At 64.6% G+C, this 17,724-nt stretch carries 16 protein-coding genes; 12 read left to right on the top strand and 4 right to left on the bottom strand.

The features are described 5' to 3' along the window. Nucleotides 1-89: 89 nt before the first annotated feature. From G5C33_RS18080 to G5C33_RS18065, 4 genes are read right to left on the bottom strand one after another with little or no spacing between them, the layout of a single operon-like run. Nucleotides 90-1,061, bottom strand: coding sequence for a 50S ribosomal protein L11 methyltransferase (locus tag G5C33_RS18080; RefSeq protein ID WP_165328424.1), 972 nt, complete (start codon nt 1,059-1,061; stop codon nt 90-92). Between the two features lie 10 nt (nt 1,062-1,071). Continuing rightward, complete coding sequence (locus G5C33_RS18075; RefSeq protein WP_165328423.1) at nt 1,072-1,773, bottom strand: SDR family NAD(P)-dependent oxidoreductase; 702 nt, start codon at nt 1,771-1,773, stop codon at nt 1,072-1,074. 55 nt (nt 1,774-1,828) lie between these two features. After that, nucleotides 1,829-3,196 (bottom strand): methyl-accepting chemotaxis protein, encoded by a 1,368-nt coding sequence (locus tag G5C33_RS18070; protein WP_165328422.1) that lies wholly within the window; start codon nt 3,194-3,196, stop codon nt 1,829-1,831. A 13-nt stretch (nt 3,197-3,209) separates the two neighbouring features. Further along, the gene (locus tag G5C33_RS18065) at nt 3,210-4,535 is read right to left on the bottom strand and encodes a methyl-accepting chemotaxis protein (RefSeq protein WP_206518591.1); all 1,326 of its coding nucleotides are present in this window, start codon (nt 4,533-4,535) and stop codon (nt 3,210-3,212) included. 314 nt (nt 4,536-4,849) lie between these two features. Between G5C33_RS18065 and sdhC the strand changes: the two genes are divergently transcribed. The 12 genes from sdhC (at nt 4,850) to G5C33_RS18005 (ending at nt 17,724) form a co-directional block, all read left to right on the top strand. Further along, complete coding sequence (gene sdhC / locus G5C33_RS18060; RefSeq protein ID WP_407698053.1) at nt 4,850-5,203, top strand: succinate dehydrogenase, cytochrome b556 subunit; 354 nt, start codon at nt 4,850-4,852, stop codon at nt 5,201-5,203. Then, a complete protein-coding gene (gene sdhD / locus G5C33_RS18055) occupies nt 5,196-5,585 on the top strand; it encodes a succinate dehydrogenase, hydrophobic membrane anchor protein (RefSeq protein ID WP_165328420.1) in 390 nt (129 codons plus the stop codon). The genes sdhC and sdhD overlap by 8 nt, the downstream gene beginning before the upstream one ends. Further along, nucleotides 5,585-7,387, top strand: a complete 1,803-nt coding sequence (gene sdhA, locus G5C33_RS18050) for a succinate dehydrogenase flavoprotein subunit (protein ID WP_165328419.1) — start codon at nt 5,585-5,587, stop codon at nt 7,385-7,387. The genes sdhD and sdhA overlap by 1 nt, the downstream gene beginning before the upstream one ends. 827 nt (nt 7,388-8,214) lie before the next feature. Continuing rightward, nucleotides 8,215-8,787, top strand: coding sequence for an ATP-dependent Clp protease proteolytic subunit (locus G5C33_RS18045; RefSeq protein ID WP_165328935.1), 573 nt, complete (start codon nt 8,215-8,217; stop codon nt 8,785-8,787). A gap of 100 nt (nt 8,788-8,887) precedes the next feature. Next, complete coding sequence (locus G5C33_RS18040) at nt 8,888-9,667, top strand: succinate dehydrogenase iron-sulfur subunit (RefSeq protein ID WP_165328418.1); 780 nt, start codon at nt 8,888-8,890, stop codon at nt 9,665-9,667. A gap of 4 nt (nt 9,668-9,671) precedes the next feature. Further along, nucleotides 9,672-10,124, top strand: coding sequence for a PaaI family thioesterase (locus tag G5C33_RS18035; RefSeq protein ID WP_165328417.1), 453 nt, complete (start codon nt 9,672-9,674; stop codon nt 10,122-10,124). 142 nt (nt 10,125-10,266) lie between these two features. Then, complete coding sequence (gene zapE / locus G5C33_RS18030; RefSeq protein ID WP_165328416.1) at nt 10,267-11,382, top strand: cell division protein ZapE; 1,116 nt, start codon at nt 10,267-10,269, stop codon at nt 11,380-11,382. Nucleotides 11,383-11,388: 6 nt separating this feature from the next. Then, complete coding sequence (locus G5C33_RS18025; protein ID WP_206518590.1) at nt 11,389-11,964, top strand: hypothetical protein; 576 nt, start codon at nt 11,389-11,391, stop codon at nt 11,962-11,964. A gap of 179 nt (nt 11,965-12,143) precedes the next feature. Beyond that, complete coding sequence (gene mdh / locus G5C33_RS18020; RefSeq protein ID WP_165328414.1) at nt 12,144-13,106, top strand: malate dehydrogenase; 963 nt, start codon at nt 12,144-12,146, stop codon at nt 13,104-13,106. After that, entirely contained in the window at nt 13,106-13,696 is a 591-nt protein-coding gene (locus G5C33_RS18015; protein ID WP_165328413.1) for a hypothetical protein, read from the top strand. Before mdh ends, G5C33_RS18015 begins: the two co-directional genes overlap by 1 nt. Continuing rightward, the gene (gene sucD / locus G5C33_RS18010; RefSeq protein ID WP_165328412.1) at nt 13,693-14,577 is read left to right on the top strand and encodes a succinate--CoA ligase subunit alpha; all 885 of its coding nucleotides are present in this window, start codon (nt 13,693-13,695) and stop codon (nt 14,575-14,577) included. Before G5C33_RS18015 ends, sucD begins: the two co-directional genes overlap by 4 nt. A gap of 213 nt (nt 14,578-14,790) precedes the next feature. Beyond that, the gene (locus tag G5C33_RS18005) at nt 14,791-17,724 is read left to right on the top strand and encodes a 2-oxoglutarate dehydrogenase E1 component (protein ID WP_206518727.1); all 2,934 of its coding nucleotides are present in this window, start codon (nt 14,791-14,793) and stop codon (nt 17,722-17,724) included.

The raw sequence follows: 17,724 nt of genomic DNA, 5'->3' as shown, positions 1-17,724 counted from the left end.
CTTGTCGAAGTGCGGTTCTTCTTCTGACTTGCGTGGAAGAGGCAGAACGGCGCTTCGACAGGCTCAGCGCAAACGGAAGGCGTGCTCGGTCACCAGCTCCCGAAGCCCGGTGCCTCGCCGCTTCCCCGGCTCAGCCGCCGCGTGCGCGCCGGGCCGTAGCGGGTGCGCTTGACGAAGCGGAGCGTCGGCCAGTCGCCGCGCGGGATGCGCTGGGCGAGGCGCAGGCCCTGCGCGCGATAGGCGCGGGCGACCATGTCGACATGGCGGTCGAGCAGCCCGGCGACGAGCAACGTCCCGCCCTCGGCAAGCGCGTCGGCGACGCTCGGCGCGAGCTCGACCAGCGGCCCGGCAAGGATGTTGGCGATGATCAGGTCATAGGGCGCCGATTGCGTGAGCAGCGGGTGCTGCATCCCCGAAGCCACGGCCAGTGCCAGCTCGCCCGCGCCGCCGCCGATCGCCACGCCGTTGATCCCGGCATTTTCGCGCGTCACTTCGATCGATGCCGGATCGATGTCCGAAGCCGTCGCATGCGCGCGCGGCCAGAGATGCAGCGCGGCGAAGGCGAGCAGCCCGGTGCCCGTTCCCAGATCGAGCAGATTGTCGAACCGCGCGCCGCGCCGCTTCAATGCGTCGAGCGCGATCAGGCAGCCACTCGTCGTTTCGTGCGTCCCGGTGCCGAAGGCGCGGCTCGCCTCGATGCGGATCGGATGCGCGCCTTCCGGCACGTCGCCCTTGTTGCTTTCCGTATGGACATAGAAGCGCCCGGCATGGACCGGCTCGAGTCCCTCCTGGCTGATCGTCACCCAGTCTTCCTCGACGATTTCCTCGATCACGGGCTGGGCATCGGTGCTGCTCGGCACCAGCGATTTGAGCGCGTCGATCGTCGCGGCGCCTGGCGCCTCCTCGAAATAGGCGTCGAGCTGCCATTGTTCGGCGTCGTCGGGCACGCGCTCGCTGGTCATCAGCACCGGCAAGGGGTCGAGGTCGGCGAGTGCGATATCCTCGACCTGCAGCGCTTCCGCCTCGGCACGGGTGCAGGGAAGGGTTACTTTCCAGCTCATTGATCGCTCCCTATCGAACGAAGCTGGCGCCGTTGGCGTCGATCACCGCGCCGGTCATCGAAGGCGGCGCCTCCAGCGCGCAGAAGCGGGCGATGCGGGCGATCTCGTCGGGCTCGGCAACTCGGCCCAGCGGGATATCGGCGAGCAGTTTTTCGCCGCCGCGGCTTTCCAGATAGTCCTCGGCCATGCCGGTCATGGTGAAGCCGGGGCAGATGGCGAAGGCGAGAATACCCTCATGGCCATAGCCGCGCGCGATCGTCTTGGTCATCGCCACCATGCCCGCCTTTGACGCGGCATAATGCCAGTGCGCGGGGCTGTCGCCGCGATAGGCGGCGCGGCTGGCGATGTTGACGATGCGGCCCGGATGCTGCGTCGTCTGCCAGTGGCGCACGGCGAGCCGGCACAGCTCGGCCGAAGCCGTAAGGTTGATTCGCATCGTGCGTTCCCAACCTTCGACCCAGTCGTCATGCTCGCTGTCGAGCGGCAGCGGCTCGAAAATTCCGGCATTGTTGATCAGCACGTCAATCCGCCCGTCAAGGCTGTCGAGCGCGCGTTCCCACAGCGAAACGGCGGCGCCAGGCTGCGTGAAATCGGCGGCGATGCCGCTGTTCGTGCCGTGGCCGACCACGCGGCAGCCGGTATCTGCGAACGATCCGGCAACCGCGGCGCCGATGCCGCGGCTGCTGCCGGTCAGCAATATATGCATACTCATGCGGCCAATCATAGCGGCTTGGCGGCAAAAGCAGAACCTCTGCGATGCGAAGGGCTCAGGCGGCGACCGAGACCGAGAAGCTTTCGGCCGCGTCCTGCAGCTTGTGCAGCCGCTCGTCGACATCGGTGACGTCGCGTTGCAGCGTGTCGATCTCCAGCGTGACCGACTGCGTATCCTCGCGGATCACGCCGATGGTGGCGGACATCGAATCGGCGGCGAGCGCGGTTTCGTCGACCGCGGCGGTGATTGCCGTCACGGTCTGCGCCTGCACTTCCATCGCGCCGCGAATGCGATTGGCGCTGTCCTGCACTTCGCTGACCGTCGATCGGATCGAGGCATTGGTTTCGACCGTCGATGCGGTTGCCGACTGGATCGCCGCGATCTTGGCGGCGATATCGTCGGTGGCGCGCGCGGTCTGGTTGGCGAGGCTCTTCACTTCCTGCGCGACGACGGCGAAGCCGCGACCGGCATCGCCCGCGCGGGCGGCTTCGATGGTGGCGTTCAATGCGAGCAGATTGGTCTGCCCGGCAATGTCGCGGATCAGGCCGAGGATCGATTCGATCGACTTGGCGTGATCGGACAGAAGTTCGGACATGCCGACTGCTTCGCCCGCCTGGCTCGATGCGCGCGTTGCGATTTCGGCGGCGGATTCGACTTCGCTTCGTGCATCCTCGATCGCGCGGATCAGGCCGGCGGCGGTCTGTGCCGCTTCGCGCATCGCGACGGCGGACTGTTCGGCGGCGGCGGCGACTTCGCTCGATTTGCCCAGCATCGAGCGGACCGATTGCGACGCGTTCTGCGCCTGAACGCGGATACGATTGCCCAGCCCCGTGGCGCCTTCGATCGATTCGGCGATGCTGGCGCGGAAATGCGTGGCACGTTCGCGGCGCTCGACCAGTTCGTCATGCGCGTCGCGTTCGGCGAGGTGGGCAGTCATCAGTTCGGCTTCGAGCAGCGACAGCCGCTGCATGACATCGCACAGGCGCGCGGTGCGGGCCGCATCGCCCTCCAGCTTTTCGGCGAGCAGCCGGATCGTGATGCCGTGGGCATAGGAAAATGCCGCGAGCATACCCGACAGGGGAATGCCAGCCTTGTACATTTCCGAAGCGTTGCGCACGACCATCGCCATCCAGTCGTCGCTGAACGGCCGTTCGAATTTCGACCGGATTTCCTGTGCGCTGCGCTCGAGCGAATATTCCTTCACATCGGCGGTAAGCCGCGCGCGCAGATGCTGCGCAACCGGCAGGTCAGCGAAATGCTCCCAGAATGCGCGCGCGATATTCTCGTATTCGCCTTCAAAAAGCTGCGCGATTTCCGCGCAGCCGGCCGCAATCTGGCCATCCCAGTCATACTGTTGCAATCGCTCGGCAATCGAGCCGCGCGTGTTACCCCAGCGGTCTGATCTCGTTACCGCTTCAGCCATCGGTCTCTCTCCCTCAGGCGGCAACCTTTCCGACGAAGTCGCCTGCCTTGTTCTTCAACCGCCCGAGTTCGCCATCTAGCGTGGCGAATCCCTGACCGACCCGATCGATTTCGGATGCCACCGCCTCGGTATCCTCGCGGATCGCGGCGATGGTGGTGGACATCGAATCGGCGGCGAGCGCGGTTTCGTCGACCGCCGCCGTGATTGCCGTCACGGTCTGTGCCTGCACTTCCATTGCGCTTCGGATGCGATTGGCGCTGTCCTGCACTTCGCTGACCGTCGAACGGATCGAGGCATTGGTTTCGACCGTCGATGCGGTTGCCGACTGGATCGCCGCGATCTTGGCGGCGATATCGTCGGTGGCGCGCGCGGTCTGGTTGGCGAGGCTTTTGACTTCCTGCGCGACGACGGCGAAGCCGCGACCGGCATCGCCCGCGCGGGCGGCTTCGATGGTGGCGTTCAATGCGAGCAGATTGGTCTGCCCGGCAATGTCGCGGATCAGGCCCAGGATCGATTCGATCGACTTGGCGTGATCGGACAACAGTTCCGACATGCCGACCGCCTCGCCCGCCTGGCTCGACGCGCGAGTCGCGATTTCGGCGGCGGCTTCGACTTCGCTTCGGGCGTCCTCGATCGCGCGGATCAGGCCGGCGGCGGTCTGTGCCGCTTCGCGCATCGCCACGGCGGATTGTTCGGCGGCGGCGGCGACTTCGCTGGCCTTGCCCAGCATGCCGCGTGCCGAAGCCGACGTCGTTTCGGCCTGATTGCGCAGCGTATCGCCTTCATGCGAGGCGCGCTCGACCGTGGCGCCGATCGAGTCGCGGAATTCGCTCGCCAGCTTGTCGCGGGCGATGTGCGAGCTGTGATCGCGATACATGTTGTAGATTTCGACGGTGATGTCGCTTTCCAGCGCCGAAAGCCGCATCAGCGTGTCGATGAGTCGCGGCAGGCGCGTATCGCCCGAATCGAGTCGCCGCGTCAGCACTTCGAGCGCCGCGCGATCGCTGGCGTTGATCATCGAAAGCAGCGCCATCGGCTGCACCTGCGCGGCATAGGCGGAGGCGACCGAACGCTCGATCGATTCGACCCAGCCCATTTCGCTGGTGTTGAGGAAGCGGTTGCGCAGAAAGACGATGCCGAGGTCGATCATCTTGTCGTCATCCTGCGGCGCCCATTTGCCGAGATCGGAAAAGCAGCGCTGCCACTGATTCCAGTAAGCTGCTGATACGCCCCGAATTTCAGGTTCCAGCGTTTCCCATGCCTCACGCGCCGAGGCGATCAGCGATCCTTCGAAATCGAAAATGTGCAAGCGGGAGCCGACATCGATACGACGGCTCATCGTTCCTGGAGCCGGCAAGTCGCTGGAAAGCGTTTCGCTCACTTCTGTACCATCCTTTGCGATGCGCATTGCGGCCCTTTGAGCCGGAGACGGGACCAGATATTGTCGAAACTGGTTAAATCCAGGTTAGTCCCGTGCGCAATTCCGCATCGCAACAGCGTGTTGCGGCATGCAGGCGCGGATGCGGCTTGCATCCGCGCGCATGGCGTCTAATTAGGCCCGTCGACCTGAAGGGGGAGCCGATCTTGGCCAATGTCAGCAAATCCGCGCGTCCGCTGTCGCCGCATTTGAGCATCTGGAAATGGGGACCGCACATGGCGGTTTCCATCGTGCACCGCGCAACCGGCTCCGGCCTGGCGACGGTGGGAACGATCCTGTTCGTATGGTGGCTTGCCGCCGCTGCGGGCGGGCCGGACAGCTATGCAGCGTTCGTAAATGTCTTCACGCTCGAATCGGGCGGTCTCAACGTGCTCGGCTGGATCCTCGGCCTCGGCCTTACGCTCAGCGTGTTTCAGCACATGATGAGCGGCGTGCGACACCTGTTCCTCGATCAGGGCGCCAATTTCGAACTCAAGGGTAACCGCACCACCGCGCTGCTGACTTTCTTCTGCTCGCTGGTGCTGACGCTCGCATTCTGGTTCTTCATGCTGGAGAAATTCAATGGGTGACGGCACCAGCATCGGCCGTGTTCGCGGTCTGGGCTCCGCGCATGAAGGCGTGCATCACTGGTGGCACCAGCGGCTGACGGCGGGGTCGAACCTGCTGCTCGTCCTGTGGCTGATGGTCTCGCTGCTGATCCTGCCGGACTACAGCTATGAAACGATCACCGCGTGGATGGCCTCGCCGATCGTGGCGGTGCCGCTGATCCTGTTCGTCGTCAGCGTCTTCTATCACTTCCGCATGGGGCTGCAGGTCGTGATCGAGGACTATCAGCATGACGAATCGCGCATCGTGCTGATGGTGCTGCTCAACTTCTTCACGATCGCCGCGTCGGCGCTGGCGATCTTCTCCATCCTCAAGATCGCCTTCACGGCGGGAGCGGCCGGCTGATGTCCGAAGCCTACAAGATCATCGACCATAGCTATGACGCCGTCGTGGTCGGCGCCGGCGGTTCGGGCCTGCGCGCCACGATGGGCGCGGCCGAAGCGGGCCTGAAGACCGCATGCATCACCAAGGTGTTTCCGACCCGCAGCCACACCGTGGCGGCGCAGGGCGGCATCGCGGCTTCGCTCGGCAACAACACGCCCGATCACTGGACCTGGCACATGTACGACACCGTCAAGGGGTCGGACTGGCTGGGGGACCAGGACGCGATCGAATATATGGTCCGCGAAGCGCCGCAGGCGGTGTACGAGCTGGAACATGCCGGCGTGCCGTTCAGCCGCAACGAGGATGGCACCATTTATCAGCGCCCGTTCGGCGGCCATATGCAGAATATGGGCGAAGGCCCGCCCGTGCAGCGCACCTGCGCCGCGGCGGACCGCACCGGCCATGCGATGCTGCACGCGCTCTATCAGCAGAGCCTGAAATACGCGGCCGATTTCTACATCGAATATTTCGCGCTCGATCTGATCATGGAAAACGGCGAATGCCGCGGCGTGATCGCGCTCTGCATGGAAGACGGTTCGATCCACCGTTTCCGCAGCCACGCGGTGGTGCTGGCGACCGGCGGATACGGCCGCGTCTTCCAGTCGGCCACTTCGGCGCACACCTGCACCGGTGACGGCAATGCGATGGTGCTGCGCGCGGGGCTTCCGCTGCAGGACATGGAATTCGTCCAGTTCCACCCGACGGGCATTTATGGCGCGGGCGTGCTGATCACCGAAGGAGCGCGTGGCGAGGGCGGGTATCTCACCAACTCCGAAGGCGAGCGTTTCATGGAACGCTATGCGCCCTCGGCCAAGGATCTGGCGAGCCGCGACGTGGTTTCGCGCTCGATGGCGATGGAAATCCGCGAAGGCCGCGGTGTGGGCAAGAACAAGGACCACATCTTCCTGCACCTCAATCACATCGATCCCAAGGTGCTGGCGCAGCGGCTGCCGGGCATCACCGAAACCGGCAAGATCTTCGCCGGCGTCGATCTGACGCGCCAGGCGCTGCCGGTGGTGCCGACGGTCCATTACAATATGGGCGGCATCCCGACCAATTATCACGGCGAAGTCGTGACGCTGAAGGACGGCAATCCCGATTCGGTCGTGCCGGGCCTGTTCGCGGTCGGCGAAGCGGCCTGCGTGTCGGTGCACGGCGCAAATCGCCTCGGCTCCAACTCGCTGATCGATCTGGTCGTGTTTGGCCGTGCGACGGGCCTGCGCCTCAAGGAAACGGTCAAGCCCAACACGCCGCACAATCCGCTGCCCAAGGGTTCGGAAGACATGGCGATCGGCCGTCTCGATCACTTCCGCAACGCCAAGGGCGGCTCGCCCACGGCGGACATCCGCGCCGACATGCAGCGCACGATGCAGACGCACGCCGCCGTGTTCCGCACGCAGGAGCTGATGGAAGAAGGCCTGGAGCACATGGACAAGGTCTATGCGCGGATGCAGGACGTCGACGTCACCGATCGTTCGCTGATCTGGAACACCGATCTGGTCGAAACGCTCGAGCTCGACAATCTGCTGGCGCAGGCGATGGTGACGATCCGTTCGGCGGCGAATCGCAAGGAAAGCCGTGGCGCGCACGCGCATGAGGATTTCCCCGATCGCGACGACGCCAACTGGATGAAGCACACGCTGTCGGGCTTCGAAGGCTGGGGCGGCAAGGGCGGCACCGTGACGCTCGACTATCGCCCGGTCCATGATTTCACGCTGACCGACGAAGTGAAATATATCGAACCGAAGAAGCGCGTTTACTGACGCGCCCTTCCCCGGAAGCTGCGGCTTTCGGTCGATACGAAATCCGTGCGCCGCGACCTGCCCGGTCGTCGGCGCACATTTCGTTTGGCGGACTCTAGGGGGAGAAGGGGGCGCATCCCCGCGCAAACAAAAATCCTGTCCTACATCGCCGCAATCTGTCAGGCCCGCCCGGTGATGCCGTAAAATCCGGCCTCGCGCGGGCGCGCGCATGCCCGCTCGCGCGCGCGTTGCGTCGCGACCCGGTGCGAACTTTGCACGGTTTTCTGCGGGTTTTCGCGAATGGCCCGATTCGGGCTTCGCGGGCCGGGCTGCACGCTTGACTCGTCGCGCCGCAGCGCGACACTGGAAAAGGTTAACGCGATCCGGGAACGCCCGCGCGGCGAGGGAAGAGGTTGATGGCGAACGGTTTCGAAATGCCCGACATGCCCGAGCTGCCCGCGATGCCGAGCTGGCTGAAGGACAGTTTCTCGAACAAGCTGGTGCGGATCGGCCTGGGGCTGATGATCGCGCTCGGCCTTGCCGTGGTGGTGCGGAAGATGCTGGAAAAGCGCGAGGCGAAGCGCCGCGCGCTGGCCGGGGGCGGACAGGCGGCGCCCGAAATGCTGCGCAACGAAACCGCGCAACCGATGGCCGCGCCGCCCGCCCCAGCGCTCACTGCGCCTGCGGAGACAGGCGAAAATGTGCAAAGCCAGTCGGTTCAGACGCCGGCGGCGGAACCTGCTGTCGCGCAGGGGGTTGCGCCTGACATGAACGAACCTTCGCCTCCGCCTGTCTTCGGCAGCGATGCCGCCCCGACGCCGACACCATCGGCTCCGCCGCCCGCGCCGATAAGCGAGGAGGGGCGCGCGCGGCTCTATCCGCTGCTCGCGCGCCCGCACATCCATCTGTCCGGTCCGGTCGACCAGACCATGTATGCCAGCTTTCGCGACCAGCTCCGCGCCGCGCCCGATGAGGGGACATTGGTGGTCGCGATCTCGACGCTGGGCGGCGACCCCGAAGTCGCACGGCTGATGGGCGACGAGATTCGCCTGATGCGCGAATATCAGCAGCGCGAAATCCTGTTCCTCGGCAAGGTCGCCGTTTACTCGGCGGGCGCCACCTTCATGGCGGCGTTCCCGGTCGACAAGCGGTTCCTGACCAAGGGGACGCGGCTGATGATCCACGAACGCGTGATGACCAGCACGATCAACCTGTCCGGTCCGCTCAAGACGCTGACCGCGACTCTCCGTGCCAAACTGCACGAAATCGAGCATAGCGTGGCGATCGAGGAAGAGGGGTTTCGCGATCTGGTCGCCGGCTCCGGGATCGCGTTCGAGGAGGTGCAGCAGAAGGCGCCTTCGAACTGGTATATCGAAGCGAACGAAGCGCGCGAGCGCGGTCTCGTCCTCGATGTGATCTGACCGGCGATGCTGCATCGCGCCATTGGGTTTGCGGCGCGCGCTTTGCTTGTGTATCGGTCCTGACGCGCGCCCACGGGGTGATCCGGAGACGAGAGAAACGATGGCCGAATTTTTCCTGCCCAAGAACAGCAAGATCCACTCGGGTACGACGCACCCGAAGCCGGAAGGCGCCAAGCGGGTAAAGAAGTTCAAAATCTATCGTTACGATCCCGATTCGGGGAAGAATCCGCGCTACGACACCTATGCGATCGATCTCGACGATTGCGGTCCGATGGTTCTCGACGCGCTGATCAAGATCAAGTCGGAAGTCGATCCCACGCTCACCTTCCGCCGTTCGTGCCGTGAAGGCATTTGCGGTTCGTGCGCGATGAACATGGGCGGCAAGAACGGCCTCGCCTGCACCACCGCGATCGAGGATATCTCGGGCGACATCCGCATCACGCCGCTGCCGCACATGGACGTGATCAAGGATCTGGTCCCCGATTTCACGCATTTCTATGCGCAGTACGCGTCGATCAAGCCGTGGCTTCAGACGGTTTCGAACACGCCGGGCAAGGAACGGCTCCAGTCGCCGGAAGAACGCGATCAGCTCGACGGCCTTTATGAGTGCATCCTGTGCGCCTGCTGCTCGACCAGCTGCCCCAGCTATTGGTGGAACAGCGACAAGTTCCTCGGCCCGGCGATCCTGCTCCAGGCCTATCGCTGGCTCGCCGACAGCCGCGACGAAATGACCGGCGAGCGGCTCGACGCGCTGGAAGATCCCTTCCGCCTCTATCGCTGCCACACAATCATGAACTGCGCGAATGTGTGCCCCAAGGGTCTGAGCCCCGCCAAGGCGATCGCAGAGATCAAGAAGATGGAAGCCGAGCGCCTGGTCTGATCGCATGAGCGAGGCGCAGCCCGCCGACTTCATCTTCGAAGACGATCCCGACCATCCCGGCTGGAAGCGTTGGGAAGTCGCGCATGAAGGGCTGTATAACGGCTTTATCGGCCCGCTGCTGGTTAGGCGCGACGGCGATATGGCGCGCATTCGCATGATCCCGCGTCCCGGCCAGGGCAATGTCCGCGGCGACGTGCATGGCGGGACGCTGCTCGGATTTCTCGATCTGTCGCTGTTCGCGACGGCGCATGCGCTGGGCCAGGGGCAGGGCGGGCTGGCCGCGACGGTGCAGCTCGACACCCAGTTCATTGCCGGTGCCAGCATGCACGAGCCCGTCGAAGCGCAAGTCGAATTGCTGCGCGAAACGGGTCGGTTCTGGTTCCTGCGCGGGCTGGCGGTGCAGGGTGAGACGATCGTGGTGAGCTTTACCGCGCTGGTCCGCAAGGCGGTGCGCTGATGCGTAGCGTCGCCGGTGACCTCACACACACCGTTGGCACTGAGCTTGTCGAAGTGCCGTTCTTCTTTTCCCGCGTGAGGCATGGAAGAAGGACGGGGCTTCGACAGGCTCAGCCCCAACGGAAACAGAGGGGGGCATTCCTATGACCGGCGTTCTCGCCCGATACGAAGCGCTGGTCGCCGCGGGCGAATTGCGCCCCGATGCCGAACAGGCCACCGCCGCGCATCGGCTCGACAAGCTGGCGCATGAACTCGAGCGCGGGCCGCGCAAGGGCAGCGTGCTGTGGCGCTTCGGGGGCGGGCGCAAGGCGGAAACGCCGCGCGGCGTCTATATGTGGGGCGGTGTCGGGCGCGGCAAATCGATGCTGATGGACCTGTTCACCGGCTGCCTGAAGATCGATCGCAAGCGCCGCGTCCATTTCCACGAATTCATGCTCGAAGTGCACGATGCGCTCGAGGCCCAGCGGCGCAAGGCGGCCGACAAGCCGGTGGCGCGCGTCGCGACTCAGCTTGCGGCCGATCTGCGCGTGCTGGCGTTCGACGAAATGGTGGTCAACAACCCCGCCGACGCGATGATCCTCTCGCGGCTGTTCACCGAGCTGATGGATCTCGGGATCACCGTTGTCGCCACATCGAACCGCCCGCCGCGCGACCTGTACAAGGACGGGATCAACCGGTCGCTCTTCCTGCCGTTCATCGACCTGATCGAGACGAAGATGGACGTACTCGAACTCAACGGGCCGACCGATTACCGGCTCGAACGGCTCGGCAGCATGGATACCTGGCTGACGCCCAACGGGCCGGAGGCGACGCAGGCGCTGTCCGACGCGTTCTTCCGCCTCACCGACTATCCGGTCGAGGACCGCGCGCATGTGCCGTCCGAGGAAATCGAGGTGCCGGGCGGGCGAAAGCTGTTCGTGCCGAAGAGCCTGAAGGGCGTCGCGGTCTTCTCGTTCAAGCGATTGTGCGGTGAAGCGCGCGGCGCGCCGGATTATCTGGCGATCGCGCGGCGCTATCACACCGTCATCATCGTCGGCATTCCCCGGCTCGGCCCGGAAAACCGCAATGAGGCCGCGCGCTTCGTCACGCTGATCGACGCGCTATACGAGAACAAGGTCAAACTGCTCGCCGCCGCCGATGCCGAACCTGACGCGCTCTATGTCGCCGGTGACGGCGCCTTCGAATTCGAGCGGACCGTCAGCCGCATCCACGAAATGGGGTCGGACGACTATCTCGCGCAGGGGCATGGCGAGAGCTAGGAGAGGATGATGCTGAATCCGATCGCTCTGGCATTGCTGCCACTATTCGCATCCGTGCAGACGGGTTCCGACGTGCGTCTGGCGCAGACGCTCGACGCATTCGATCGGCAATGCGCGACGCTCGACAGTATCGAGGGGCTGGATGCGCGTGCCACCGCGGCAGGCTGGGAAGCCTTCACGCCCGAGGAAGACAGCGCGGCGGGCAGGTTGCTTGGCGTCACGCTCGGCGCGGCGGAGGATTCGGGCGCTACGCTGAAGACCGGCACGCTACGCAACGCCGATGTCGAGGGGCGCGTTCTCTTCCTGGCGCAAGTCGTCGCTTCGAACGGGGCTGGCTCGGTGGAATGCCGCCTGCTCGACGAATCGACGGTTCAGCCACCCGCGGCTGAGCCGCTGATCGAATGGGCGGGACGGGCGCCGCGGGAACGGACGCTGCCTTCGGGGGCGACCTCCTGGTTCTGGAGCGGCGGCGTTCATGGCGAGGCGAACTTCACCGTCGTGCTGTTCGTCGAACCCGGCACATCAGCGGCGCGGGCCGGAACGGGTCTGCAGGTGGTGGCCGCGCGAATGACCAATCCATAGCTTAATGCAGTTGCGAATTAGTTGCAAAGATATTCCGGCATGGCGATGGATCGCGGGTTGCGGCTGCCCTATAAAGGGCCTAAGCCGCCGACGCTTCCGCGGGTGCCGGGATAGCCGCGCGCGCGAGAGCTATGGTTTTCGCCCCTGTGGATTGGGGCACCAGCGGAGTAGGAGATCCCATGGCCCGCAAGAAGATCGCGCTGATCGGTTCCGGTATGATCGGCGGCACGCTCGCGCACCTCGCCGCGATGAAGGAACTGGGCGACGTCGTCCTGTTCGACATTGCCGAAGGCATGCCGCAGGGCAAGGCGCTCGACCTGTCGCAGTCCGGCCCTGTCGAAGGCTTTGATTCGTCGCTCAAGGGTGCGAATGACTATGCCGATATCGCCGGCGCCGATGTGGTGATCGTCACCGCCGGCGTGCCGCGCAAGCCCGGCATGAGCCGCGACGACCTGCTCGGCATCAACCTCAAGGTGATGAAGGCGGTCGGCGAAGGCATCGCCCAGTATGCACCCGACGCCTTCGTGATCTGCATCACCAACCCGCTCGACGCGATGGTCTGGGCGCTGCGCGAATTTTCCGGCCTGCCGCACCAGAAGGTGGTCGGCATGGCGGGCGTGCTCGACTCGGCGCGCTTCCGCACCTTCCTCGCGCAGGAATTCGACGTGTCGGTCGAGGACGTTACGGCGTTCGTGCTGGGTGGTCATGGCGACACGATGGTCCCCGTGGTCGAATATTCGACCGTCGCGGGCATTCCGATCCCCGACCTCATCAAGATGGGCTGGTCGACTCAGGAGCGCATCGACGCGATCGTCCAGCGCACCCGTTCGGGCGGCGGGGAGATTGTCGGCCTGCTCAAGACCGGATCGGCCTTCTACGCGCCCGCCACTTCGGCGATTTCGATGGCGGAAAGCTATCTCAAGGACAAGAAGCGCCTGCTTCCCTGCGCCGCGCATCTGACCGGCCAGTATGGCGTCGACGACCTCTATGTCGGCGTGCCGATCATCATCGGCGCGAACGGTGTCGAGCGGATCGTCGAGATCGAACTCAAGGGCGAGGCGAAGGACAATTTCCAGACCTCGGTCGACGCGGTCAAGGAACTGCTGGTCGCGTGCAAGGGCATCGACGAGAGCCTCGCCTGATGTTTGCGCTGCTCGCCGCCATTGCGCTTACGGGCGCCGCGCCGTCGGATGATCCCTATCCGGCCGAAGCGGTGTTCGCGGCGGTGCGGGCGGCGTGCGGCGACGTGCAGGACTATGCGGCGACTCAGGCCGCCGTGCGTGCGCAGGGCTGGGAAGCCTATGAACCCGAGGAGGGGTCGCCGCAGCGGACCTTCCTCGATCACGCACAGCTGTTCGTCGACAATTTCGGCGACATGGTTTCGCATCGCGAAGGCCATGTGTTCCGCGCGACCATCGCTGGCGAAGCGCTCGACCTGGTGGTCAGCCGTGTCGAAGGCGGCGGTCGCTGGGTCAATGGCTGCGCGGTGTTCGACGCCGCGGAAGCGCGTTCGCTTCCGATCGCCTTCTTCACCGAAAAGCTGGGCGCTGCGCCCTATGAACGGGCCGATGTTCCGGGAGCCATGCGCAAGGCGTTCTGGCAACCGGGTCTCGCGCCCACCCATCTCAACTTCGAATATTATTACGTGCCTGCCGACAGTCCCGGCGTTCCCATGTTGGGGAGCGGCGGCATGGGCTTCATCGCGCAGGCGTCAGGGGAGCTGAACGGATGAGCATTCTCGTCGACAAGAATACCAAGGTCATCACACAGGGCATGACCGGCGCGACCGGCCAGTTCCACACCCAGGCGGCGCTCGATTACGGCACGCAGATGGTGGCGGGCGTCACCCCGGGTAAAGGCGGCGAAACCTGCATCGGCCTGCCGGTCTATGACACGGTTGCCGAAGCCAGGGACAAGACCGGCGCCGATGCCTCGGTCATCTATGTGCCGCCGCCCTTCGCCGCTGACTCGATCCTCGAGGCGATCGACGCGGAAATCCCGCTGATCGTCTGCATCACCGAAGGCATTCCGGTGCTCGACATGGTCAAGGTGAAGCGCGCGCTTTCGGGTTCGAAGTCGCGCCTGATCGGTCCGAACTGCCCGGGCGTGCTGACGCCGGGCGAGTGCAAGATCGGCATCATGCCGGGCAATATCTTCTCCAAGGGGTCGGTCGGCGTCGTGTCGCGCTCGGGCACGCTCACCTATGAAGCGGTGTTCCAGACGACCAATGCGGGTCTGGGTCAGACCACGGCCGTCGGGATCGGCGGCGATCCGGTCAACGGCACCAACTTCATCGACGTGCTCGAACTCTTCCTCGCCGACGACAAGACCGAATCGATCATCATGATCGGCGAGATCGGTGGATCGGCCGAGGAAGAGGCCGCGCAGTTTCTGAAGGATGAGGCCAAGAAGGGCCGCAAGAAGCCGATGGTGGGCTTCATCGCGGGCCGCACGGCGCCTCCGGGCCGCCGTATGGGCCATGCCGGCGCGATTGTTTCGGGCGGCCAGGGCGGCGCCGAGGACAAGATCGCCGCGATGGAGGAAGCGGGCATCCGTGTCTCCCCGTCGCCCTCGCTGCTCGGCGAGACTTTGGTCGAAGTCCTGAAGGGCTGAACGAAATTGCCTCCCCCGCATTATGTGGGGGAGGTTTTAACCGAGTGTGTGGCACGCCGCGCATTCGTCACCGCGACCGGGCGAGCGCCAGCGACGGCGCGAAAGCAGCCGCAGGCGCCCTCCGGTAGCGGTAACAGTCGGTTGCCGGGTGCGCCGGACCCGACATTCCGCATCTTCTCCTAATCCGGGAGAGAGAGGCAGGGTAGAGTGACTATGGGCTACGAAGGCCTTGATTTTGCAGATATCGCTGGGGGGGTAAGTCCCGCCTTCGTCGAAACCCTCTATGCCAAGTACAAGGCGGACCCTTCGTCGGTCGAGCCGGGCTGGCGCGAATGGTTCGACGGGCTGGAAACCGCCATGTCGGGGCCGAGCTGGAAGCGCAAGGGCTGGCCGCTCACCGACACCGACGCGCTGACTGCCGCGCTCGACCCCACGCAGATGGAGCCTGCGCCCAAGCCCGCAAAGGGCGGCGGCAAGGTCGCACCGGCGCCGGCCGCGGCGCCTTCCGCCGATGCCGTGAAGCAGGCCGCGGGGGATTCGATCCGCGCGATGATGCTGATCCGTACCTATCGCGTGCGCGGGCATCTGGCGGCGCATCTCGATCCGCTCGGCCTCCATCACGCTGAAATGCCCGAGGATCTGAAGACCGAATATCACGGCTTCCCCGACAGCGACATCGATCGCCCGGTCTATCTGGGCGGCGCGCTGGGCCTCGAAAGCGCGACGATTCGCGAAGTCGTCGACATCCTGCGCGCCAATTACTGCGGCAATGTCGGCCTCGAATATATGCACATCGCCGATGTCGAGGAACGCCGCTTCCTCCAGGAGCGGATGGAAGGCCGCGACAAGGCGATCGAATTCACCGAGAACGGCAAGAAGGCCATTCTGTCCAAGGTGATCGAAGCCGAGCAGTGGGAAAAATTCCTCGGCAAGAAATATGTCGGCACCAAGCGGTTCGGCCTCGATGGTGGCGAATCGATGATCCCGGCGCTTGAGGCCGTGATCAAATATGGCGGCCAGTATGGCGTGCGCGAGATCGTCTACGGCATGGCGCATCGCGGCCGCCTCAATGTGCTCGCAAACGTGATGGCCAAGCCCTATCGGGTGATCTTCCACGAATTTGCGGGCGGTTCGGCCAATCCCGACGATGTCGGCGGCTCGGGTGACGTCAAATATCACCTCGGGACCAGCACCGATCGCGAATTCGACGGGATCAGCGTTCATATGTCGCTGGTCGCCAACCCTTCGCATCTCGAAGCGGTCGATCCGGTCGTCCTCGGCAAAGTCCGTTCGCTGCAGACGATCCGCGGCGATCTTCAGGAGCACGAGCAGGTGCTGCCGGTGCTGCTGCACGGCGACGCGGCGTTTGCCGGACAGGGCGTGGTCTGGGAAACGCTCGGTTTCTCGGGCGTGCGAGGATATAACACCGGCGGCTGCATCCATTTCGTCATCAACAATCAGATCGGCTTCACCACCAGCCCGCAATTCGCGCGCTCCTCGCCCTATCCGAGCGATGTCGCGAAGGGCGTCCAGGCGCCGATCTTCCACGTCAACGGCGACGATCCCGAAGCGGTGACCTTCGCCTGCAAGATGGCGATCGAATTCCGCCAGCGCTTCAAGCGCGACATCGTCATCGACATGTGGTGCTATCGCCGCTTCGGCCATAACGAAGGCGATGAACCGAGCTTCACCCAGCCGTTGATGTACGCGGCGATCAAAAAGCATCCGCCGGTCAGCGAAGTCTATGCCAGGCGGCTGACCAGCGAGGGCGTGATCGGCGACAGCTTCATTCCCGAGAAGGTGAAGCAGTTCAATGACCTGCTCGAAGAGGAATTCGAGGCGGGCAAGAGCTATGCGCCCAATCGCGCCGACTGGTTTGGTGGGCGCTGGAGCGGGCTCGGCGCGCCGGTCGACCCCGAAAGTGCGCGGCGCAACATCGAAACCGGCATCGACAAGAAGCTGTTCGATTCGCTTGGCCGCACGCTGACCGAAGTTCCCGAGGGGCTGACGATCCACAAGACGCTCAATCGCGTCATCGACGCCAAGAAGGCGATGTTCGATGCGGGCGAGAATTTCGACTGGGCGACCGGCGAGGCGCTGGCCTTCGGATCGCTGCTGTCGGAAGGCTATGGCGTGCGCCTTTCGGGCCAGGATTCCGGGCGCGGCACGTTCAGCCAGCGGCACGCCGTCTGGGTCGATCAGACCGACGAGCATAAATATGTCCCGCTCGACGAAATCCCGCACGGCCGGTTCGAAGTGCTCGACAGTCCGCTCTCGGAATATGGCGTGCTGGGTTTCGAGTATGGCTATGCGCTGGCGGACCCGAAATGCCTGGTGCTCTGGGAGGCGCAGTTCGGCGATTTCGTCAACGGCGCGCAGATCATGATCGATCAGTATATCGCTGCGGGCGAGGCCAAGTGGCTGCGTGCCAACGGCCTGGTCATGCTGCTGCCGCACGGCTTCGAAGGGCAGGGCCCCGAGCACAGCTCGGCACGTCCCGAGCGTTTCCTGCAGCTGTGCGCGCAGGACAATATGCAGGTCGCCAACTGCACCACGCCAGCCAATTATTTCCACCTGATGCGCCGGCAGATGCACCGCAACTTCCGCAAACCCCTGATCATCATGACGCCCAAGTCGCTGCTGCGGCACAAGTTGGCGGTTTCCAAGGCGCAGGATTTCCAGGGTGACAGCCACTTCATGCGCATCCTGTCGGACACCAATCCGGCACCCGACGCGCAGACCAAGCGGCTGGTGCTCTGCTCGGGCAAGGTCGCCTATGACCTGATCGAGGCGCGCGACGCGGCGGGTGACAAGAATACCCAGATCGTTCGCATCGAACAGCTCTATCCCTTCCCCGGCGATCCGCTGGTGGTGCGGCTCAAGCGCATGACCAATTTGGAGGAAGTCGTCTGGGCGCAGGAAGAGCCGAAGAACAATGGCGCGTGGTTCTTCGTCGAGCCGCTGATCGAGGAAGCGCTGGCCAAGGCGGGCGTCAAGCCCAAGCGTCCGGTCTATGCCGGCCGCCACGCCTCCGCTTCGCCGGCCACCGGCCTGATGAAGCGTCACCAGAGCGAGCAGGCGGCGCTGGTCGCCCATGCGCTCGGCCACAATGTCCGTGAAGAACTCCGCCGTAGCAAGGAAAGCTGA

This window comes from Sphingosinithalassobacter tenebrarum (assembly GCF_011057975.1).
GTDB lineage: Bacteria > Pseudomonadota > Alphaproteobacteria > Sphingomonadales > Sphingomonadaceae > Sphingomonas > Sphingomonas tenebrarum.
This window is presented reverse-complemented; position numbering and strand designations above follow the sequence as displayed.

What these genes read in the sequence shown, in the direction of transcription:
- G5C33_RS18080 (WP_165328424.1), bottom strand. Translation starts at nt 1,061, where the DNA reads ATGAGCTGGAAAGTAACCCTTCCCTGCACCCGTGCCGAGGCGGAAGCG.
- G5C33_RS18075 (WP_165328423.1), bottom strand. Translation starts at nt 1,773, where the DNA reads ATGAGTATGCATATATTGCTGACCGGCAGCAGCCGCGGCATCGGCGCC.
- G5C33_RS18070 (WP_165328422.1), bottom strand. Translation starts at nt 3,196, where the DNA reads ATGGCTGAAGCGGTAACGAGATCAGACCGCTGGGGTAACACGCGCGGC.
- G5C33_RS18065 (WP_206518591.1), bottom strand. Translation starts at nt 4,535, where the DNA reads ATGAGCCGTCGTATCGATGTCGGCTCCCGCTTGCACATTTTCGATTTC.
- sdhC (WP_407698053.1), top strand. Translation starts at nt 4,850, where the DNA reads ATGGCGGTTTCCATCGTGCACCGCGCAACCGGCTCCGGCCTGGCGACG.
- sdhD (WP_165328420.1), top strand. Translation starts at nt 5,196, where the DNA reads ATGGGTGACGGCACCAGCATCGGCCGTGTTCGCGGTCTGGGCTCCGCG.
- sdhA (WP_165328419.1), top strand. Translation starts at nt 5,585, where the DNA reads ATGTCCGAAGCCTACAAGATCATCGACCATAGCTATGACGCCGTCGTG.
- G5C33_RS18040 (WP_165328418.1), top strand. Translation starts at nt 8,888, where the DNA reads ATGGCCGAATTTTTCCTGCCCAAGAACAGCAAGATCCACTCGGGTACG.
- G5C33_RS18035 (WP_165328417.1), top strand. Translation starts at nt 9,672, where the DNA reads ATGAGCGAGGCGCAGCCCGCCGACTTCATCTTCGAAGACGATCCCGAC.
- zapE (WP_165328416.1), top strand. Translation starts at nt 10,267, where the DNA reads ATGACCGGCGTTCTCGCCCGATACGAAGCGCTGGTCGCCGCGGGCGAA.
- G5C33_RS18025 (WP_206518590.1), top strand. Translation starts at nt 11,389, where the DNA reads ATGATGCTGAATCCGATCGCTCTGGCATTGCTGCCACTATTCGCATCC.
- mdh (WP_165328414.1), top strand. Translation starts at nt 12,144, where the DNA reads ATGGCCCGCAAGAAGATCGCGCTGATCGGTTCCGGTATGATCGGCGGC.
- G5C33_RS18015 (WP_165328413.1), top strand. Translation starts at nt 13,106, where the DNA reads ATGTTTGCGCTGCTCGCCGCCATTGCGCTTACGGGCGCCGCGCCGTCG.
- sucD (WP_165328412.1), top strand. Translation starts at nt 13,693, where the DNA reads ATGAGCATTCTCGTCGACAAGAATACCAAGGTCATCACACAGGGCATG.
- G5C33_RS18005 (WP_206518727.1), top strand. Translation starts at nt 14,791, where the DNA reads ATGGGCTACGAAGGCCTTGATTTTGCAGATATCGCTGGGGGGGTAAGT.